Annotated in this window: 19 protein-coding genes; 5 read left to right on the top strand and 14 right to left on the bottom strand. The window is 48.9% G+C overall.

Going from position 1 to position 19,539, the window contains the following annotated elements; genetic code table 11:
- Positions 1 to 13: 13 nt before the first annotated feature.
- The 7 genes from H8S75_RS22715 to H8S75_RS22685 are packed head-to-tail and all read right to left on the bottom strand — an operon-like array spanning position 14 to position 5,604.
- Positions 14 to 883: a thiamine pyrophosphate-dependent enzyme gene (locus H8S75_RS22715; RefSeq protein ID WP_187023494.1), complete on the bottom strand. Its 870-nt coding sequence runs from the start codon at positions 881 to 883 to the stop codon at positions 14 to 16.
- Positions 876 to 2,075: a pyruvate ferredoxin oxidoreductase gene (gene porA / locus H8S75_RS22710; RefSeq protein WP_187023493.1), complete on the bottom strand. Its 1,200-nt coding sequence runs from the start codon at positions 2,073 to 2,075 to the stop codon at positions 876 to 878. Before porA ends, H8S75_RS22715 begins: the two co-directional genes overlap by 8 nt.
- On the bottom strand, positions 2,076 to 2,354 hold the full coding sequence (locus H8S75_RS22705; RefSeq protein ID WP_055658384.1) for a 4Fe-4S binding protein: 279 nt from the start codon (positions 2,352 to 2,354) through the stop codon (positions 2,076 to 2,078). It lies immediately after the preceding gene.
- Positions 2,335 to 2,889 carry a 2-oxoacid:acceptor oxidoreductase family protein gene (locus H8S75_RS22700; RefSeq protein ID WP_187023492.1) on the bottom strand — a complete coding sequence of 185 codons (555 nt, stop codon included), beginning with the start codon at positions 2,887 to 2,889 and terminating at the stop codon, positions 2,335 to 2,337. The genes H8S75_RS22705 and H8S75_RS22700 overlap by 20 nt, the downstream gene beginning before the upstream one ends.
- 15 nt (positions 2,890 to 2,904) lie before the next feature.
- Positions 2,905 to 3,534 carry a hypothetical protein gene (locus H8S75_RS22695; protein ID WP_187023491.1) on the bottom strand — a complete coding sequence of 210 codons (630 nt, stop codon included), beginning with the start codon at positions 3,532 to 3,534 and terminating at the stop codon, positions 2,905 to 2,907.
- Positions 3,531 to 4,289, bottom strand: coding sequence for a DUF362 domain-containing protein (locus tag H8S75_RS22690; protein WP_187023490.1), 759 nt, complete (start codon positions 4,287 to 4,289; stop codon positions 3,531 to 3,533). The genes H8S75_RS22695 and H8S75_RS22690 overlap by 4 nt, the downstream gene beginning before the upstream one ends.
- A 25-nt stretch (positions 4,290 to 4,314) precedes the next feature.
- Complete coding sequence (locus tag H8S75_RS22685) at positions 4,315 to 5,604, bottom strand: 2-hydroxycarboxylate transporter family protein (protein WP_187023489.1); 1,290 nt, start codon at positions 5,602 to 5,604, stop codon at positions 4,315 to 4,317.
- Positions 5,605 to 6,021: 417 nt separating this feature from the next.
- Between H8S75_RS22685 and H8S75_RS22680 the strand changes: the two genes are divergently transcribed.
- Positions 6,022 to 6,795, top strand: coding sequence for an IclR family transcriptional regulator (locus H8S75_RS22680; RefSeq protein WP_187023488.1), 774 nt, complete (start codon positions 6,022 to 6,024; stop codon positions 6,793 to 6,795).
- 55 nt (positions 6,796 to 6,850) lie between these two features.
- Here the strand turns inward: H8S75_RS22680 and H8S75_RS22675 are convergent, their stop codons facing one another.
- From H8S75_RS22675 to H8S75_RS22655, 5 genes are all read right to left on the bottom strand, one after another.
- Positions 6,851 to 8,818, bottom strand: coding sequence for a sensor domain-containing diguanylate cyclase (locus tag H8S75_RS22675; RefSeq protein WP_187023487.1), 1,968 nt, complete (start codon positions 8,816 to 8,818; stop codon positions 6,851 to 6,853).
- On the bottom strand, positions 8,811 to 10,238 hold the full coding sequence (locus H8S75_RS22670) for an ABC transporter substrate-binding protein (protein ID WP_187023486.1): 1,428 nt from the start codon (positions 10,236 to 10,238) through the stop codon (positions 8,811 to 8,813). Before H8S75_RS22670 ends, H8S75_RS22675 begins: the two co-directional genes overlap by 8 nt.
- A gap of 320 nt (positions 10,239 to 10,558) precedes the next feature.
- Positions 10,559 to 11,908: a glucose-6-phosphate isomerase gene (locus H8S75_RS22665; RefSeq protein ID WP_187023485.1), complete on the bottom strand. Its 1,350-nt coding sequence runs from the start codon at positions 11,906 to 11,908 to the stop codon at positions 10,559 to 10,561.
- Between the two features lie 111 nt (positions 11,909 to 12,019).
- Entirely contained in the window at positions 12,020 to 13,072 is a 1,053-nt protein-coding gene (locus H8S75_RS22660) for a hypothetical protein (RefSeq protein ID WP_187023484.1), read from the bottom strand.
- 126 nt (positions 13,073 to 13,198) lie between these two features.
- Positions 13,199 to 13,897, bottom strand: a complete 699-nt coding sequence (locus tag H8S75_RS22655) for a 5'-methylthioadenosine/adenosylhomocysteine nucleosidase (RefSeq protein WP_187023483.1) — start codon at positions 13,895 to 13,897, stop codon at positions 13,199 to 13,201.
- 202 nt (positions 13,898 to 14,099) lie between these two features.
- On the opposite strand from H8S75_RS22655, the gene H8S75_RS22650 reads away from it, so the two are divergent.
- The 4 genes from H8S75_RS22650 to bilR all read left to right on the top strand — a co-directional run bounded on the left by H8S75_RS22650 (position 14,100) and on the right by bilR (position 18,000).
- Complete coding sequence (locus H8S75_RS22650) at positions 14,100 to 14,348, top strand: TIGR03905 family TSCPD domain-containing protein (RefSeq protein ID WP_002605485.1); 249 nt, start codon at positions 14,100 to 14,102, stop codon at positions 14,346 to 14,348.
- A gap of 255 nt (positions 14,349 to 14,603) precedes the next feature.
- Positions 14,604 to 16,337 carry an FUSC family protein gene (locus H8S75_RS22645; RefSeq protein WP_187023482.1) on the top strand — a complete coding sequence of 578 codons (1,734 nt, stop codon included), beginning with the start codon at positions 14,604 to 14,606 and terminating at the stop codon, positions 16,335 to 16,337.
- Between the two features lie 105 nt (positions 16,338 to 16,442).
- Complete coding sequence (gene bilQ, locus H8S75_RS22640; RefSeq protein WP_187023481.1) at positions 16,443 to 16,880, top strand: bilirubin utilization transcriptional regulator BilQ; 438 nt, start codon at positions 16,443 to 16,445, stop codon at positions 16,878 to 16,880.
- Entirely contained in the window at positions 16,873 to 18,000 is a 1,128-nt protein-coding gene (bilR, locus tag H8S75_RS22635) for a bilirubin reductase (protein WP_187023480.1), read from the top strand. The genes bilQ and bilR overlap by 8 nt, the downstream gene beginning before the upstream one ends.
- A 32-nt stretch (positions 18,001 to 18,032) precedes the next feature.
- Here bilR and H8S75_RS22630 read toward each other — a convergent pair whose 3' ends face one another.
- Both H8S75_RS22630 and H8S75_RS22625 read right to left on the bottom strand, forming a co-directional pair.
- Entirely contained in the window at positions 18,033 to 18,560 is a 528-nt protein-coding gene (locus H8S75_RS22630; protein ID WP_187023479.1) for a flavodoxin family protein, read from the bottom strand.
- 94 nt (positions 18,561 to 18,654) lie between these two features.
- Positions 18,655 to 19,539: a class II fructose-bisphosphate aldolase gene (locus H8S75_RS22625; RefSeq protein ID WP_187023478.1), complete on the bottom strand. Its 885-nt coding sequence runs from the start codon at positions 19,537 to 19,539 to the stop codon at positions 18,655 to 18,657.

The following is a 19,539-nucleotide window of genomic DNA, read 5'->3' as shown; positions in this document are numbered from 1 at the left end:
TCTCCTCCTCCATTCAGCCTTCTGACGCAAGGAGCTCTCTGTATCTGGCAGCCGTCTCTTTCTGTAAAACTTCCATATCCCCCTCTGTCATCTTCTTAAAACGCCCCTGGAGTGATAAGTAATCCCGGATTGGCCTTAATTCCTTTACCTTTCTGTTCACTGTGATCCGGCCATTTTCGTATTCATACAGAACCCAGGCCCCGGTTTCGATCGCCGTTTGGCATACCTCGATGGATTTTGCAGGCGGGTATGCCCAGCCGGTGGGGCATGGCGTATGTACATGCAGTAACGCCGGGCCATCCACATCTTTGGCCTTCTTTACTTTTTTCACCAGGTCCGGCAGATTTGCAGCGGAACATGCAGCTGCATACGGAATGTGGTGGGCAATCGCAATCTTCAGCAAATCTTTCTTATATGTGGGTTTACCTGCAGGAGTCGTAGTCGTATTAGCACCGTATGGCGTGGCGCTGGACCCCTGTATCCCCGTGTTCATATAGGCTTCATTATCATAGCAGACGTAGAGCACCCGGTCGCCGCGCTCCATGATTCCCGACAGCGACTGAAGACCAATATCTGCGGTAGCGCCGTCTCCGGCAAAGGCCAGTACCGTCGTATGAGTATTTCCCTGCGCGTCGAGTCCGGCCCGCACCCCTGCGGCCGACGCAGCTGTATTTTCCAGGTTGCATTGGTAACCGGCGATTTTCATATTTGTTACATTGTCAATACCGCTGAAAAGCGCTGCACAGCCCGGCGGAATAATGACGACCGTGTCCTCTCCTAAAGTCTGGACAACATTCCGGAAAACAAGCTCTAAGCCGCAGCCGGCACATGCATTTACTCCATGGGATACAAGGCCCTTCGCTTCTGTTTCGATCTTATACATATCTGAGCACCTCCCTGATATCCATTGGATTCTCCTTTATATCAATCCACACCGGAATATTTGAAGCGGCTTCTGCATGCAGAATATCGTCATACATACGCTGTATTGTTGCCGGATTTACATCTCTGCCGCCCAGCCCGCCTATGTAATCCTTCACTATACAGCCTTCGCCCACGGCGCCCACCGTCTCCTGGAAGAGAGGTCCGCCCATGGCGCCCAGACCGGCGCTTCTGTCAAACACGGCAATCCGTTTCGCATTCTGTGTCAGTATCTTCATCTGCTTTGCCGGGAATGGCCGGAAACACGTTACCTTTACCGCCCCGACTTTCTCACCTTTTTCCCGCTGTCCATTGACAAAGTACTTCATAGTTCCCATCATGGAACCCATACCTACCAGAATTGTTTCGGCGTCCTCTGTCCGATATCCCTCCAGCATCTGAAGCTTTCGTCCAAATCTGGCTTCAAACTCTTCCGCCGTCTTTCCGAATACTTCTTCCGCAGCCTCAAATCCCTTCATCATCTGATACTTCATCTCCGTAAACTCTTCCAGAGAGATAAGATCATTGATAAATACCGGATCGGCTGGATCCAGCCAGAAATTCTTTTTCTGGTACGGTCCGATAAATTCTGTCACCTCTTCCTGCTCCGGAACCAGCACCTTCTGCATGGAATGAGACAGGAAAAAGCCATCAAAACATACCATCGCCGGAAGCAGAACCTTCTCGTGTTCCGCAATTCGGTATGCCATCAGCAGCAGATCATAAATCTCCTGCACATTTTCACAATAAAACTGAAGCCAGCCACTGTCTCGTTCCGCCATGCTGTCCTGGTGGTCGCACCAGAGACTCCATGGCGACGCCAGAGCCCTGTTCACCACCGGCATAACCATAGGAACACGCATACCGGATACCGCGTTGCAGATTTCATGCATGAGCGCGAGACCCACCGATGCTGTCGCTGTAGCCGCCCTGACTCCGGTGAGCTGGGCTCCCAGGGCGCAGCTTAAGGCAGAATGCTCCGATTCTACACGGATGTATTTTGCATCCAGCGTTCCCTGTGCAATCAAATCTGACAGCTTTTCCGCAATGGGGCTCTGAGGTGTGATCGGATATGCGGAAACTACTTTTACTCCGGCCATGCTTACAGCCTGTACCGCAGCCGCGTTGCCATCCAACATTTTATACTGAGCCATCTATCTCTCACCTCCCACGGGCACCATTTTAATACATGTTTTCGGGCATTCATTGGCACAGATTCCGCAGCCCTTACAGAAATCCCAGGCAAATACCACACATTCTTCCTGATCTGCCCGAATTGTTATGGCGTCAACAGGGCAATATCTCTGGCAGGTACCGCACTTAATGCAGGCCTCGTAATCCACCGTCGGATACTCCTGACGCCAGGAACCTGTATTCACCGCCCCAAATACGGTGGCAATCGGCCCTTCAGCTCTAAATCTTTCCAGTTTCATCGTAAGCCTCCTTTGCCGCATCCGCATTTGCACTGCCCGCCTTTGTTCCAAAGACAGATTTAACGGCCGCCATCACGGATTCTATTTTTACGATTCCGGTCCTCGCCAGAACACCCAGCATGGCGCTGTTGGGGATGTTTCTCTTTATATTCTTTACTGCAATACGCGTGGCATCCGCATAATAGACCTCTTTGAATCCGAACTTTTCCTTAAACTGTCCTGCGATACCCTCGTCTCCTGTGTTGAGTACCAGAACCGCATTTCCAGAAATACCTGCTCCAATATCTATTTCCCGCGTCAGAAAGCTCGCGTCAGAAACAAGGACAATCTCTGGTTCATAGACAAAACAGTTTAACAGAACCGGTTTGCTGTCTATCATAATGCTGGTATTGACTGGCGCTCCGCGCCGTTCATGTCCATAGGCCGGAACAGTTATCGCATACTCCTCTTCATAGATGGAAACCGCCTCAGACAGAGTCTTCGCTGCAGTCACAATTCCCTGGCCTCCCAGGCCAAAAAACTTGAGTTTAATCACGTATCCCCCTCCGTCCTATAATTTTTCTGCAAGCTCTAAAAGCAGACGTTCAGCCTTATGCGGGTTAAAGATACCACAGGCACAGGGCTTCGATAACTCATTCGCAGCATCCTTTGCAGTCCTTCTGCCAGCCTTTATATCTTCCACCATCTTTGTGACCAGGCCAGCCGATATCATGGCATGGCCGCACATGGTGGTGATCTCCAGAATCTGAGTCTCAGGAAGTTTATCCACATTCCCCCAGATTCCAAGGGAAATATCCACAGAATGACGGTTAATACCAGCCGCTTTTGCACAGCAGTCCACATCGTCCACCAGTCCTGAAACGACAACGGAATATCCGTAATCGGCCTCCTTTAGAGCCTTCATGACTTCAATCAGCTTGTCCCTGGTATCAAATACTCCGTGAACCATGGGAACCTCCGGCTTTAGGTTCGCCTTTATCTCCTCCAAAGTATGCGTTGCAAAGTTACCGCAGCCGATGGCCCCCATATTAACCGGATCAAATTGAGCCATAAGATCCAGGTATTTCTTAAATATCTCAACACTGTTCTGATTATTAATTCCGCGTGCCGGCATGATTAATACCACATAATCGTCCGTCTGCCCGGAGCGGGTCTTTACTCTGTGAAGCGTATGTGTCATAACGCGGCACCCCCTTCCTTAATCCTGTCTTCGTAGCGCGGCCTTCCCAGTCCGAGATTCGTCTTAGCCGATGCCGCATGAAGGTCCAGATTCAGTTCTTTTATAATATCCATGACCGGAAGGGAATCGTCCCTCTCATCTACGCGGCAGATAATACAGAGACTGAATACCGTATCAATGTGATGTGATGCCTCCTTAAGCGCCCGAAGCACCGAGTCTGCATTCTCCAGTCTGCAGGAAAACTCTACGATAGCGCTCATTACAATCTCATCCAGCACAGACGGTTCGATAATTCCCTTTTCCTTGTCTATAATCAGCGAAGTGACCGGATTATTAACCTCAAACTTTTCTGCATAAGGGGCTGCTGCCTGCAGGATTGTCTGCAGATCACGGAACGTCGATCCGACGCCCGGGCGCCCCAGCTCCACCGCAAAAGTAATCATATCAAGGCTATGTACTACGCCTGTCACATCGTTGGTCTTTACTTCCTCCGTCCCTCTTCCCGCATGTTTGAGGGCGGTATTCTCATGTTTTCCAAATGGATCCGAAAATGCCTTCCGGTACGCTCTGGGCGCTTCCAGATGAATGTTATAAATGGCATCCCGAGGACACCCGGTATTTTTAAGGCAGACACCACATTCCACACATGCGTCTAAATCGATAACCGCCTTCCTCATCTCAATCCGTATCGCATCTCTGGGACAGTATGGCACACACTTACCACATCCCACACATTTTTCCTGATTGATATACATGAATCAATTCCTCCTGTACTCTTTATTAATGAATAAAATTCAGCAGAATTCCTGCCAGCACCAGCACGACAGAACCTCCGATTCTGGACGAATAAGAGGAATATGGAAGCAGTTCCATGCGATCTGCCGCCGCCAGGGTAGCCAGATCACCGGTCTGGGCCATATTTGACATGCAAAGTCCCGCTGCAATGGCTGCCTCTACCTCATAGAGCCCCATAAAATGACCAACAAGTCCTGCACCAATGGCCGCGCCGATAACAATCACGAGGACCAGAACCAGATAGATGGGATTCGTCAGCGCTTCAATGGTTTTACCGATATCAATATTGGATATTCCAATTGGAATCAACGCCGCATAGAGCAGATTCTTTGTCCACGTTCTGGACCACTGGATCGTACCGACTTCAAGGTGCTTGGGAAGAAGGCCAAATGCCTTGACCAGGGTTAGAATGATAATTAAGTAAACGTATGTATGAAGCCCGCTGTAGACAAACTTGTTAACGATGAGAGCCGCCATATAAGCAATCATGGCGACGTAGAATCCTGCTCCCAGACCTTCATAGGTAATTGGCGCTCCGTTGATCTCTTTATCTTCTTCCTCCAGTTCTCTCGCCAGCTCCGGATCCGCAATTTTAAGAATCTGGCCGTTTCCCGTCAGTGTGGGCTTCTTTTTTCCTACACGGTTTAATATTCCTCCCAGAATGATTGAAGCCACATTACCAAGTACTACCGCCGGCATTAATACCGAAAGAATGGTTTCCGACTCTCCCCCAAAGTGGCCGGAATATATCTGTGAAAGCGGCAGTGCGCCAGCTCCCACACCTCCGCCCATAATCGGTATTGCCAGATTAAACAAAGCGTTCTTTCCACCGTAACCGGTGACTGCTCCCACCAGAAATGCCAGAAAACACGACATCAAAAGACCGCCTAAAATGGCCGGTAAAAATTTTAATGTGGACTTGATAATAATTTTTCTCGACAGGGATAGGATCGCCCCCGCGATCATGATGGAAATGAAGAATGCAAAGAAATTAATGTTATCCATGAAGTTCTTCATAATATCCTTAAGCCCTGCGGGAAGAATCCCGAAATACATCAGTAAAGCCGGTCCAAATACGCACAGGATTGGGCCCCCACCCATCCAGTCGTGGATAAACTTTACTCTGTCCCCAATTTCGCCAAAAACGATACCGAGAACAAACATCAATGCGAAACACCCCATAAGATCGCCGGGCAGCTTTTCCGTCAGCGTTAATGGAATTACGGTTACAAGGCCGATTACAAACGCCAGCCACCCTAAATTTTTCAATTTCATACGAACCTTCCTTTCTCCTTTTAACTTCTGGTAAACTTCCCCCACTGATAATCTGCCGGATCATAATTCCTATCCGGAAATACATATGTTTATTTTCTTTTTTCCGATCGCCTCCTCGCCATAGTTCTCTATACGAATTTTAAGTTCTTCATACGAACTTTACATCCTTATATTATTCCTTCTCTATTGTTTTGTCAATACTAGATTTATTATATTATTTTCTATCAATTAAACCGTTTGGAAAAATATACCAGTCTAATTCAAATATGTTATAGACTGTTGGAAGAACCATAAGAGTATTTTGACAAAGAAAAATGCAATTAGCAAAATCTCCTGGTATCGCGCCGCGTAAGAAGGTTGCAACTCGGACTGCATTTTGTTATAACTATAGTAGCGACTTGGGAAAGGATAATAATTGTGGAATATACAACAAACGAACAGAATGAAAAATACATGCTGCAGTCCGTGACAAACGCACTGCGGATCATTGAACTTTTGGGAGAATATAATTTTTTGACGCTGACAGAAATAGCAGAGAAACTGGAGTTGGGAAAAAGTTCGGTATTTCGCCTTGTGGCGACCCTGGAAGCCAGAGGTTTTGTAAAAAAGGATAAGTATGGCCGGTGCCGCCTTGGAATGAAATTCTCATATTTCGGCTCCGTTGTATTGGCCCGCATGGAGATACTGCAGGCTTCCCGCCCGCATTTGGAAGAGCTTCAGAGAAATGTCCGCGAGACCGTGCATCTCGCCATATGGGATGACGACTGGAATATCCGTTTTATTGATAAGATTGACGGAGCGATCGCGTTTCACATGCAGTCATTTGTAGGCCTGCCAAAAACCTGCTACTCCACTGCGACCGGAAAATCCATGCTCGCGTTTATGGGGGACGAATTTATCCGGGACTTTTTAGACCACGTCCCCCTTGCCCCTATGACTCCGCATACCATCACAGAGCCTTCAAAACTTATGGAATCATTAGATGAGATTCGCCGAAGCGGCTACTGTTTAAGTGTTGAGGAAGATGAACTGGGGCTTACCTGTATCGGAGCGCCGGTTATTGACACCAGCCAAAAACCAATTGCCGCCATCAGCATCTCCGGCCCCACCGTGCGTATGACGGAACATCTTTCAGAGTATCCAAAGAAAGTGATGGATACAGCAAGACTGATCTCAGAAAACCTAAGCTAAATCAAAAGGCCCATGGCTGCAATCCTCATCCGATTACAGCCATGGGCCTTTTACTTCAAGATTTATCTATGTTCTTCATCTGCTTCTTCATCTCATACATATTATGATCCGCGCGGGACAACAGATCACCGAATGTCTCCGCACTGTCCGGAGCGGGTATCGCATATCCCCAGGCGATTCCCGCTTCAAACCCATTATCTTTTCCATACGCCTCCACCTGGCCGGCTGACAGGCGGCAGCATTCCTCAATCGAGTTCTCAGGCACTCCCTCAAGCACTGCTGCAAATTCATCACCGCCGATGCGGTAGATCCACGCCTCCTTTAAGGCTCCGGAGATCGCTCTGGCAGAAAAGCGTATGTACTTATCGCCCGTCTCGTGTCCAAACTGGTCATTTACCCTCTTGAGGCAGTTCAAATCGAACATCAGGACCGCCAGCGGCTTTCCGAGCCGCAGCATTCCATCCCATTTCTGATGCCGGCGCTCGAAGGCTTTTCTGTTCAGCACCCGGGTGAGGCCGTCCAGATCATTTTCCGCTCTGAGTGACTGCGTTTTGAGCGTCTCCTCTGTCACATCTTCCACGACTCCGCTCTTCTTCCCGTCATCCTCACGAAAGGTCAGACGGATCCAGCGTTTTCCCTCCGGCCGTTCCAGACAGAATACATTTTCATCCTCTGTCGGCTTCTCGCAGATCTTCTTTAAGAACGCCTGAAATTCATCCTGGCTCCTGCAAAAAGCCCGTTCCTGCTCTTTCGATAATCCCAGCAGCCGGGGAACCTGGTTCGTCATGTAGACCTTATTCCCTTTAGAGCCCATCTCATAGACTCCCACCGGAACCTCCGAGAGCTCCAGAAGCCTGGAATAGCGGGTGAACCACCGGCTGATCAGCACCGCAATCCCTGCGCCTGCACAGAGTGAAATGAGAAATGTGTAGACCAGAATCTCCTGGATTCGGTGCGGATACCGCAGCAGTGCATCTTCATCCATCAGACCAATCAGATACCACTCTTCTCCCGAAAAAGGAGTATTGTTATAATACATGCCCATCTGTTTCAGACACGCATAGATTATCTCATTTCCATTGTGGTTTTCCAATTGGAAAATACCGTTCTCTGCATCTTTTGCCTTAAGTTCCATAGGACTGGCGCCATGCAGAATCCGTTTCTGGAGAGCTCCGTGGGTGACGAGCGGGCGGATCTCACCGTTCTCTCCGGTCTGTATTCCGACCACATAGCCGTAGGAGTCCACGGCCATCAAATCGGATGGCGGCAGATATTTATACAGGTAGTTCAGCGAGATCTCAACACCGAATACACCGACTGCCCTTCCCCGCTGGTCCACCAGAGGAATCGAATACGTTACCACCTCTTCCCCTCCGTCATAGAGCCGGAAAGACGGACACCAATAGCCCAGCAGTTTTTCATCGCCTGCCAGCCCTATACTGCCGAATGGTTTTTCATAAAACGCACGATTCGCATCCGTCAGCTCCAGCTGGTACCTCCATGCGGCATCTGTCACCACCTGCGTCTCCTGTGCCACGTCCCAGGGGCCGGCCAGAAGATAGGTATTGGAATTGCGCTCATCGACCCGGTTCGGATTGGCATTCCTGAAATAAAGCGCCGGGTAGCTGCCGTTTTCATCGTCTCCCCTGTCTAATATCAAAAATACACCCGTAGTTTTCGTGTAGTACAGCGCATTCAGCACAGTCGGGGCGGCCGCCTTAAGCAGTTCTTCCTTTTCCAGCAGTTCCCCGTTCTCATCTCTCTCTGCTTCCGCGAAATACCGGCTCAGCTCATCGGTATAGAGTTCAAAATTCGTCCAGACATTCTTCATCTCCCCTTCGATTGTCACCGCACGGTTCTTCACTTTCTCTGAAAAAATCTGGTACGCATTCTCCCGGGACTGCCCGATCACACCGCCCAGACTCAGAAGGGCCGTCATCAACAGACTCTGAATCACAACCGACACCACAAACGTAAGTGCCAGTTTAAAGGCGATCGAATCACTTCTCACCTTTTTATTCATTTACCTCTCCAACCATTTCTCTCATTAAATCCTGATACCATTTATCAAAGTTCTCATCCTCCATAAAGCCGGAAATCACCGTCTGCCTGTCTTCGCCGTTCTCCACTCTGTTATGAAGCTCATTCATATCAAGCTCCACCTTCCGCTCCAGGGAACGGGAAAACCGTTCATTTGCTTCATACGAATTCTCAAACGGCCTTCTGACGTAAAACTTCCCTTCCTGCATCGCCTCAAGGGCCGCTGTCACGCTCTTTTTTACCGCATCCGTATTATCGCTCATCTGTATGAAATTTTCCAGCGCTTCGATAGACGAAAGCGCCTCATTTTCCACCGGAATATATCCGATTGACGCAGTAAATTCAATGTTCCGCTCAGGATCCGTAAACCATTTCAAAAATTCCGCAGCGGCGTACTCGGAAGTCTCGCTGGAACGAAATATTCCCATGTCCGCTCCCCTCTGAGCCATATAGCCGCTCCCTCCCTCAAAGGTCGGATAGGGCCTCACCCCGCATTCGATGGGATACTGGTTCTCCCCATCCACGATCACTTCTTTAGGAAAGTATCCGGCGCCGGCCGACGAACCGATGTAGGCCAGCAGACTGCCGCTCTTCAGCCCATCCTGATTATACACACTGCTCTTATACCAGCCGTTTATATGAGGGACGTAATAGGCATTCCACGCCTTCCTCGCGGTCTCCCTGGAATAGACAAATGAGTGATTTTCCCCATCAGCAGGAAATGGATCCGCTCCATCCTGAACCGCGGTCAGTACCGCAAAGTCGTTAAAGCTGTTCATTCCCAGTAATGGCTGCCCGCCTGACCATCTATAATATTCCTCTGCTGCCGAGACAAGCCCTTCCCATGTGTTAAGTACATCATCTGAAAGACCTGTAGCCGAGCGAAACTGCTTCCATCCCGTCTCGTTCACAAATAAAAGCTCTGTCGATTTCGCCACAGGTATCAGTTTATGGCGGCCATCTTTTCCCCAGACACCCTCGCTGAGAAACTCTGCGCGGTACCGCCCCAGCTCCTTGGCACTGTAATGCTCTTCCATTTCCACCAGGGGTGCCAGTTGATCCAGGCGGTATGCGCTGTCCGGATACGCCGTAAACACATTGGGAAGCGGGTCAGATCCAATAATCTCATTGGCGGAGTTAAACAAAGCGTCATCCAGTTCCCCACTCGAACCAAAGCCGTAGGCATCCACGACAATCCCCAGCTCCAGCCCTTTTGTCTCATTAAATTCTGTCACCTTTTCATCAAATTTCGTCTTTGCAAAAGCATTATATGCATGCCAGACCGTAATAACAGTCGGTTTTTTCGGATCCAGCATGCGCCTGCTTTCCCGGGCGCAGCCAGATACTGCGCAAACCAGCGACAGGGACAGCACCGCTATCTTCCATGTTCTTTTCCCTTTCATAGTGTCCGTCTCTCCATTTCTATTCACTTATGCCCGGAAACGCCAGCCAACCTCTGAGAATCTATTGATTCAGCAGGCTGCACCGGATTCATAGGGTTCGATGGTCTGCAGTTACCCTAACGGTTTTGATGTATGTTTATATTATATCATACACTTATTTATTGAACATATTAATTTTTTTGTATAATCTGTGAAAATTATGGATTGGAACATGTTACCCGCCTTAACGATCAAGCAAAATATCGCCAAAATGGATAAAAAAACAGCCCGCACCCCACAACTGCTCACCCAGTCATGGAATACGGGCCTTTTATTCTATTTTACAATCTCTTTAACAGCTCTTCTCTTTCTTTCTCATATCCAGGCTTACCCAGAAGCGCAAACATATTCTTCTTATAGCTCTCCACGCCTGGCTGGTTGAACGGATTGACACCCAGAATATAACCGCTGACACCGCATGCGTACTCGAAGAAATAGAATAACTGTCCTAAGCAGTATTCGTCCTGTTCCGGGATCTTTACCATCAGGTTCGGTACATCACCGTCTGTATGGGCTAAGATCGTGCCGTTCATGGCACTCTTGTTGACGAAATCCACATTTTTGCCTGCTAAGTAGTTCATGCCGTCCGTATCCACGTCTTCCTTCTGAAGCAGGATCTCGGCCGGGGATTCTTCGACATTCAGCACGGTCTCAAACATCACACGGGAGCCGTCCTGGATAAACTGGCCCATGGAATGTAAATCCGTGGTTAAATCCACAGCTGCCGGAAAAATACCTCTGCGGTCTTTTCCTTCGCTCTCACCAAATAACTGTTTCCACCACTCGGAAACGTAATGAAGGCTTGGCTCATAATTGGCCACAATCTCAACGGCCTTGCCTTTTCTATGTAAGATGTTGCGCACGGCTGCATACTGTAATGCGGAGTTGGACTCATATGGAGTCTCAAGAGCCGCCTTTCTTCCTGCTGTAGCACCTTCCATTAATTTATCGATATCAGCGCCTGATACTGCAATCGGAAGCAGACCGACCGCTGTCAGGACTGAGAAACGTCCACCTACGTCATCCGGCACGACAAAGGACTCATAACCCTCTTCCGTCGCCAGATTCTTAAGTGCACCCCTTGACTTGTCCGTCGTAGCGTAAATTCTCTTGTTCGCCTCTTCACGGCCATACTTTTCGATCAGCATCTCCTTGAAGACACGGAATGCAATCGCCGGTTCTGTCGTTGTACCGGACTTGGATATGATATTAACGGAGAAATCCTTTCCTTCCAGCACATCCTTTAAGTCATGGATGTATTTGCTGCTGATGCTGTTGCCTAAGAAATAAATCTCCGGAGTTTTGCGTTTTCCCTTCGGCAATACATTATAGAAACTGTGGGATAAGAACTCAATGGCCGCTCTGGCGCCTAAATAGGAACCGCCAATACCAACTACAAGAAGTACATCAGAATCGTTCTGAATCTTGGCCGCCGCTTTTTTTATTCTCTCAAATTCTTCCTTATCATAGTCTACCGGAAGATCAATCCAACCTAAAAAATCATTCCCTGCGCCGGACTCGTCCATCAGCACATCTCTTGCACACAACGTTGTGGCTTTCATATTTTCCATCTCTTCTGCTGAGACGAAGCCTGCTGCTCTGGAATAATCAAATACTACTTCTTTTCCCATTTCTATCATTCTCCTTTTCCTTTTGTTTCAGGTTATAGAATGCCTGTTCAGGAACAGTATATCATAAATCCCCTCCAATTGCGATACAATTTTCCTTTCTCTCCCAAATGTTCAAGTCAGATATTCATGCAGAATCTCCCCAATAAGCTTCAATTCATCGGGGTTCAAATCCTTCAGCCAGTCCTCCTGCTGTTTTACGGTTCTTCCCCGTTCGCGGCTTGCCGCTATCTGTTCCAAACTCTTCTTTAAATAGTCCACATCCCGGATGGATCCTTCCATTTCTGACGGCCCGCTGCCGCTCCGCGCCATTTCCGACGCCATATTTTGATTTCCAGTGATACCTGACATCTCGTCAGACGCCATTCCCATACCGTTTTCTGTCATAATATTTTCCTGTATAATACCGCCCTGCCTTCCATCTCTCTGTCTTCCGTCGGACCGGCCGCTGTTCTGTCTGCGAGCCTGCGATTCCGCCTTCAACTGATTTTTCATGCGCTCCGTCCTGTTTCTCTGCTTTCCCCGCACGTTTTCCTGTTTCTCCGGCTCTTCTGCCTGTCCTGGTGCAGTACCTGCTGCCACGGGATAGATCGACCGGATATTTTCACGGGTTTCCATATGAGGCCCCGATATCGCCTGTGTTTCATCTCGTTCCTGATCCAATCGGTAGATCAGTGTATTTTCCAGATAATTATCAAGCGCGGTGAACAGCTGTTGTTTCTTATCCCCGACGCCTGCTCCGTGGTCTACAAGGATCGTAAAGAGCCCTGCCAGGATTCCCATGGAGCCGTACAGCACTATGTAATAAGGATCGGTACGATACCAGTATGCGCCAAACGCCGCCGCACCTCCTGCGAGGAAACAAAGAAGCGTCATCTGATTGGAAAATGTGTTCCACCCGTTAAGCGTCATGCCCATAAATCTGAAATCATACATCTGCCTCTCTAAATAAGGCTTTATTTTCGGAATCCCCTGATTCATCTGATAGTTGTTTTCTGTCTTCTGCTTAAATGTGCGAAGATTCTTGTTCTTCGTCAGTGACATGTTGTCCGTTTCTTTAATTAATCTTTTGTAGAGGTTACGTGTCAGCCATCTGGTCACGACCCCAAGGCCGCATACGGCTGCAAGCACGTACAGCGCTTTGCCTGTCTGTAAAAATTCCAGCATAATAATAGCTCCCCTTTCTTCCCGGTTGTTCCGGTGATAGGATTATTATAACCACCGAAACTTCCTTTGGGAAGATGAGAGAGCCTAGAATCGTTCGTCAAATCCCGTCAGGATTCGATTCTCAACTTAACATGAATACCTTTCTGCAATGGCTAAAATCAGGTTTACGGAATGGCGCACCGCCTTTACCTCAAACTCGCTGTAGTCCATGGTTGCGCTGTTATCAGCCTTATCTGAGATCGCCCTGATAATCAAAAATGGGACGTGGTTTAAGTATGCTGCCTGAGCGATCGCCGCACCCTCCATTTCCGTACAGAAGCCTCCAAAATTTTCCGCAATCCAGTCTTTTTTAACCCGATCGGAAATAAACTGATCCCCGGAAACGATCCTTCCGGTAAAAACTCCAATGTCAGGATTCACTTCCTTACAGCACTCCAGAGCCAGATTCCGAAGCGTTTCATCGGCCGGAAACGAGAATTCTTCCATCTGCGGAATCTGCCCCACCGGGTATCCAAACCCCGTCGCATCCATATCATGCTGCGCCGTATCGGTGGAAAGCACCACGTCTCCGATCTCGATCTCATTTCTCAAAGAACCGGCGATTCCCGTGTTGATGACCGCGTCCACTCCGTAATGATCCACCAGAATCTGTGTGCACACCGCCGCGTTCACCTTGCCGATACCGGAACGGACCACCACTGCCTCTTTTCCTCTCAGCGTTCCTTTATAAAAATCCATGCCGGCCATGGTTTTTACTTCCACTTCCTGCATTACCTCTTTTACTTCCGCCACTTCCACATCCATGGCTCCGATAATTCCTAACATACAGCGCCTCCTTTTCGGGTTCCCTTCCGGGTTAATTTGCATATATTGATTATTATAACTGTTTTCGTCCTGTTTGCAAGAGGGTTTCAGTAACCGCTGCTATTGACAATTCCTTCCCTTGTTCGGTATAATTGTAAAAATGCAGGGTCAAAAATAAGGCAGAAAACAAATAAAGCATAGAAGAAATATGGAGGAATGATTCATGATTTATAAAACACACGGCGTATGTTCACAGGAAATTAATTTTGACGTACAGGACAACAAACTCACCAATGTCCGCTTCATCGGCGGATGTTCCGGTAATACACAGGGCCTTGGCCGTCTGATCGAGGGGATGGACGTAGACGAAGCGATCAAACGTCTCGACGGAATCCACTGCGGTCCCAGACCTACCTCCTGCCCGGACCAGCTGGCAAAAGCACTGAAGCAGTATAAGGAATCCCTTTCCTGATGCGAATCCGGATCTGACGCCGTATACAGTTTTACATACGCAACCAGAAATACCAAAAACAGAGAAATCACACAGAGAATCAGCACTGTATGCAGCAGGCCTCGGCTCCCATCATCCGTATAATGGATGACCGCCGCGGCCTGCTTCTTTTCCATTTTTATCCAGATCTTCATAAATATTTAAGAAATGGGACGTTCTTGCACTGCTGTTTTTTCTGTGCTACGATATACTTTCGAAAGAAAGGAGTTTTTATCTATGGCAATACCCAAAAAGAGTTCCATCCTGTCGGCGGTTCAGGAGCGTATACGCAAAAATCTGAAATTCGCCACTCTGTCATTTCTGTTTATTATCGCTTACGTCAACGTGTTCCAGAAAGTATTCGGAGCAGAAAATTCCATTGTCGGAGTTATCTTTGCCATTATGATGTCGGCCTCTATGGTCCGCGACTTAACCTCCACACCATTTAAGCATCTGCTTGCGCAGTCCACGGTACTGGTGCTGATGGCAGCTGCCGCCTGCCTGGTTGTCACTTTAAATCCATGGATCGCTCTTCCGATCAATTTTATTATGATTTTTTTAATCCTGTATCTCTATACGTATGAATACTCCGGACATCTGTATTTTCCTTATATTCTGTCCTACCTGTTCCTGATTTTCATATCCCCCTCCAGCCCGGAACAGCTTCCAAAGCGGATTATAGCCATGGTGACGGGAGCCGTCTGCATCATTCTCTATCAGCTGGTCATGGGACGGAACCGGGCCGCAGAGACGGTTTCCGACGTACTTCTAACACTGATCGGTGAGGCCAAGCAGTACATATCCTGTCTCTTATCCGGCAGCGGAACACCGGAGAGCCTGGAAGATGTCCGAAAGAATATCCGCCGCCTCAGCCGCATGGTCTATGACAGAAGGCGTAAGGAGCTGTGTATATCCGATGCCAACTTCGCCGTGGTCGATTCCGGGCGCGGCCTGGAACACCTGCTTATTCTGCTGTCTCAGACCGAGCATCCGGAAAAATACCAGGATATGCTGGAAAAGACGCTGGTCCAGCTGGACCACTTTGAGGCCTATGTAAATATGAAGACCACGGATCCTCACCTCATTGCGCGAGATGATTTTATTACGGATGTGAAAGACCTGCATCAGGCAGAATTTTACGACAGCCTGGAGTACATCAGAAATCACCTGGTCCATATGGCGGATCCCGAAAAGAAATCAAATTTCCGTCCGACTCTGCTCTCCCTTTCCATCCGGATTCAGGCTGCATTAAAAATCAGTAAAGTGCGCGTCGTCTACGCCCTGCGGGTTGCTCTTCTGCTGTCACTCGCAACACTGCTGGTTGAAAGCCTGAATCTTCCTCACGGAAAATGGCTTCTGTTTACCCTTGCCTCAGTTTCCCTCCCTTATGCCGATGATGTGGGGCAGAAGGCCGGGAAACGTTTCTTTGCTACCGTGGCAGGAGGCGTATTCAGTGTGATTCTCTATTCCCTGGTTCCGTCTCCCGCCGGCAGGACTGTTATCATGATGCTGTCTGGCTATTTAAGCTTTTATTTCTCAGATTACACAGGAACATTTGCCTGTTCCACCATCGGAGCGCTGGGCGGCGCTGTGTTTATGAACGCATTTGGCTGGGTGCCTGTAGGGTGGATGCTGCTCATCCGTCTGGCCTACGTGCTGGCCGGAATCGTGATCGCCTACGCCGCCAACTGCCTTCTCTTCCCCTACCACCGCAGCACAGCCACTGAGACTCTGCTGAAAAAATACGATTACGCCTCCAGGCTGCTGTCAAAGATCTGCCGCCAGGGCGTAATCGACACGCAGTTTTACTACCACCTGGTTATCCAGTCCCAGCTGATCGAGGAAAAACTGTACCAGAATACCTACGGCGAGGAACGGGAGCTGCTGCATGACAAAATCTCGGAATGCCGGGCGCTGGTACGGGCGGCTCACCGGAGTTATCCGCAGAAGGAAGGCTTGATTTCACAATAAATCAAAAAAGTATTTGACAAAGTCAACTATCAAGAATATAATTTGACTTAGTCAAATACTTTTTATTTGCTTATTTTTATATTGAAATTGAAAGGAGCGCTTCCCATGCCAGATTCTCTCGCTTATTATATTACTGCCCTGAGAAAAGATCTGAATGCCTATTCCGATGCCAGACTCAAGCAGTACGGTCTTACGGATGGCCTGTTTTATTATATTATTTACATTGGTAAAAATCCCGGTTGTTCACTCAGTGATACCGCCCATTTTCTCAGGGCAGACAACGGGCATGTGACCCGGTGCATTGGTAAACTGGAACAGTTAGGCTACGCGGTCCGCACCCGCGATACCGTAGATCACCGGCATTACCATTTAACTCTTACAGTGCAGGGGGAAGCCATTTTCAAGGAACTTCATACTCTGCTTCATGACTGGGATGAGATCGTCTGCCAGAACTTGAACGACGGGCAGAGAGAACAGCTTTTGGAATTGCTCCGGCGCGTCTGCACCCGGGAAGGCGGTAAAGGGGGGCAGAGCCATGTATGAGACTATTAACAGCCCATTCAAGCTGGGTAATGTAACCCTGAAAAACAGAATTATCTTTGCCCCCACCTCCATGGGCCTTAAGGAAGAGGAGTACTTGGAAAAACTGGGCGCCATCGCCCGGGGCGGAACAGCCATGATCATCATCGGGGATGTTCCTGTACTGAAGAGTCCGTTTCTGTCCCTGTACAGCCGAAAAGGATTTCTCCGTTACCGCCGGATCACGGAAACGATTCACAAAAACGGCGCCCTGGCGGCCGCCCAGCTGCACATGTCGGACTCGCAGTTCCGTAGTCTGATCAAATATCTGCCGGGCATGATCACCGGAAAGATCAAACCGGATGAGATGAGAGTCCTTTTAAACGATACGGTATCCGGCTATATAACCGGCCTGACCAACAAGAGAATCACCGAGATCACACAGGGCTTCGGCAAAGCGGCCGTTTTAGCAAAGGAAGCCGGATTTGATGTCATTCAAATCCACGGCGACCGGATGTGCGGAAGTTTTTCTTCCTCCATTTACAATCATCGCACAGACCGGTATGGAGGGAGTGCGGAGAACCGGGCTCGTTTTGCCTGTGAAGCAGTCGCCGCCGTCCGGAAAGCACTTCCCGATATGACCATTGATTATAAGCTGGCAGTCCGCCAGGAATATCCCCATTATGGGAATGCCGGGGTGCTGAAGGAAGAGCTTCCGGTCTTTGTTCCGCTCTTAGAGCAGGCTGGCGTGAACAGCTTTCACGTCACCCTGGCCAACCATTCCGACTTAAGCGATACCATACCGCCGGCCTCACATCCCTATTTTCACGGGCAGGGCTGCTTTTTATCATTCTGTGATGAGGTCAGCCGTCTGACCGATTTACCGGTCTGCGGAGTAGGACGGCTCTGTTCTCCTGATTTCGTGGAAGAACAGTTGAAATCAGGACGAATCCAACTGGCCGCCATGAGCCGCCAGCTGATCGCAGATCCCGAATGGGTTAAAAAAACCGTCTCCGGCGCCGGTTCCCAGATTTTCACCTGCACAGGATGCAACCGGGAGTGCCTGGGAGGTATGCAGGCCCATAAAGGAGTGCATTGTATTCGGGATCGTATTAAAACTATTAAACGAATCACTCAGCCATAAGGCCGGCACCCATATGGATACCGGCCCCATGCCTACAGATTCTCCGCAAACGTCCTGACCTGTGCAAGCGCCGCGGACTGATAGATACTTCCCTTCTCCACCATACCAGGCGCCGTAAAAGCTCCTTTATTCTCCCACTTTAAGTAATCGCAGATGTCCTTTAACTGGGCCTGGGCCGCGTTATAGACTCCCGGTGAGCCGGAATCCAGCAGCATGGCCGCCGAAGTGATGTGAAATCCCGTTTTGGCGCACGCATACATCCGGTCGATGAAGCACTTGATCTGTGCGGATATATCAAACCAGTAGATAGGCGACGCCAGCACCAGCATATCCGCTTTATGTACATCCTGCAAAATCTCGTTCATATCATCATTCTGCACACAGACGCCGTCATGGGTAAAACAGTGCTCGCAGGCCAGACAGGGGCCTACCTTCAGCCGGCTTAACTTCCGCACGGTCACCTCGTGGCCGCTCTCCTTCGCGGCCTGAGCAAATGCATCCGCCAAAATCTCTGTGTTACCGCCTTTTCTCGGGCTCCCCGTTACTACTAAAATGTTCATATTAAAGCCTCCTTCTCCGCTGACCTGCCATGATGCTTCTATGATTAGTATAGGTGGATTGGGGCTGTTTTTCAAGTGTTTTCGGGTGTCTTATTTATTCATTTCCCGACAAGGGACCTTCTCCGAAATAGTATTGTCCGGAAGATCCGATTGTTCTCATAAACGTTCTTATATAGTTGGTCAATTCTTCCTCCACACCCATGCAGAGATGCATATAATCCACTTCCGGATTTTCATTCATCTGCTTCTCGATTGACTGGATCCCTATGCCAAATGCATCCGTACACACATTCACCTTATTAATACCGCATGCTACAGCTTTCTTTAAATTCTCTTCTCCTGCACCTGAACAGCCATGCAGTACAAGGGGCATGTTAAGAATCTTTTTCAAAAGACGTATTCTTTCAAAATCCAGTTTAGGTGTCTTTCCTTTTGGATAATTCCCATGCGCAGTACCTACTGCCACTGCTAGTGCATCGACACCGGTTCTGTCTGCAAACTCCTTCGCCTGACCAGGCTCCGTATAGAGCCCGCCATTTTCGTCATCACCGTCCGCGGCCTGGCCGACATGGCCCAGCTCTCCCTCCACGCAGATCCCTAATGGATGCGCCATTTCACAAACCAGACGGGTCCTGGCTATATTCTCCTCATATGGAAGCGCGGATGCATCTATCATAATGCTCGAAAATCCCCGTTTCATACACTCACAGATAAAGGTGAAGTCCTGTCCGTGATCCAGATTTAAAGCTACTGGTACCAAAGCACGCTCCGCCAGCCGCCGGATCATGGGTACCATATCTTCCGGATGTGCGTGATTTTTCATCTGTCCCATTCCAATGTTAATGATAACCGCAGAATGTTCTGCCTGGGCGGCATTTACTGCGGCCCGAACCATCTCCATGTTGATACTGTTCATCGCCATAACCGCGTATCCATGAATATGAGCATGCTCTAAAATAGGTTTCATTGATACATACAT

Source organism: Hungatella hominis, from assembly GCF_014288005.1.
Lineage (GTDB): Bacteria > Bacillota > Clostridia > Lachnospirales > Lachnospiraceae > Hungatella > Hungatella effluvii.
This window is presented reverse-complemented; position numbering and strand designations above follow the sequence as displayed.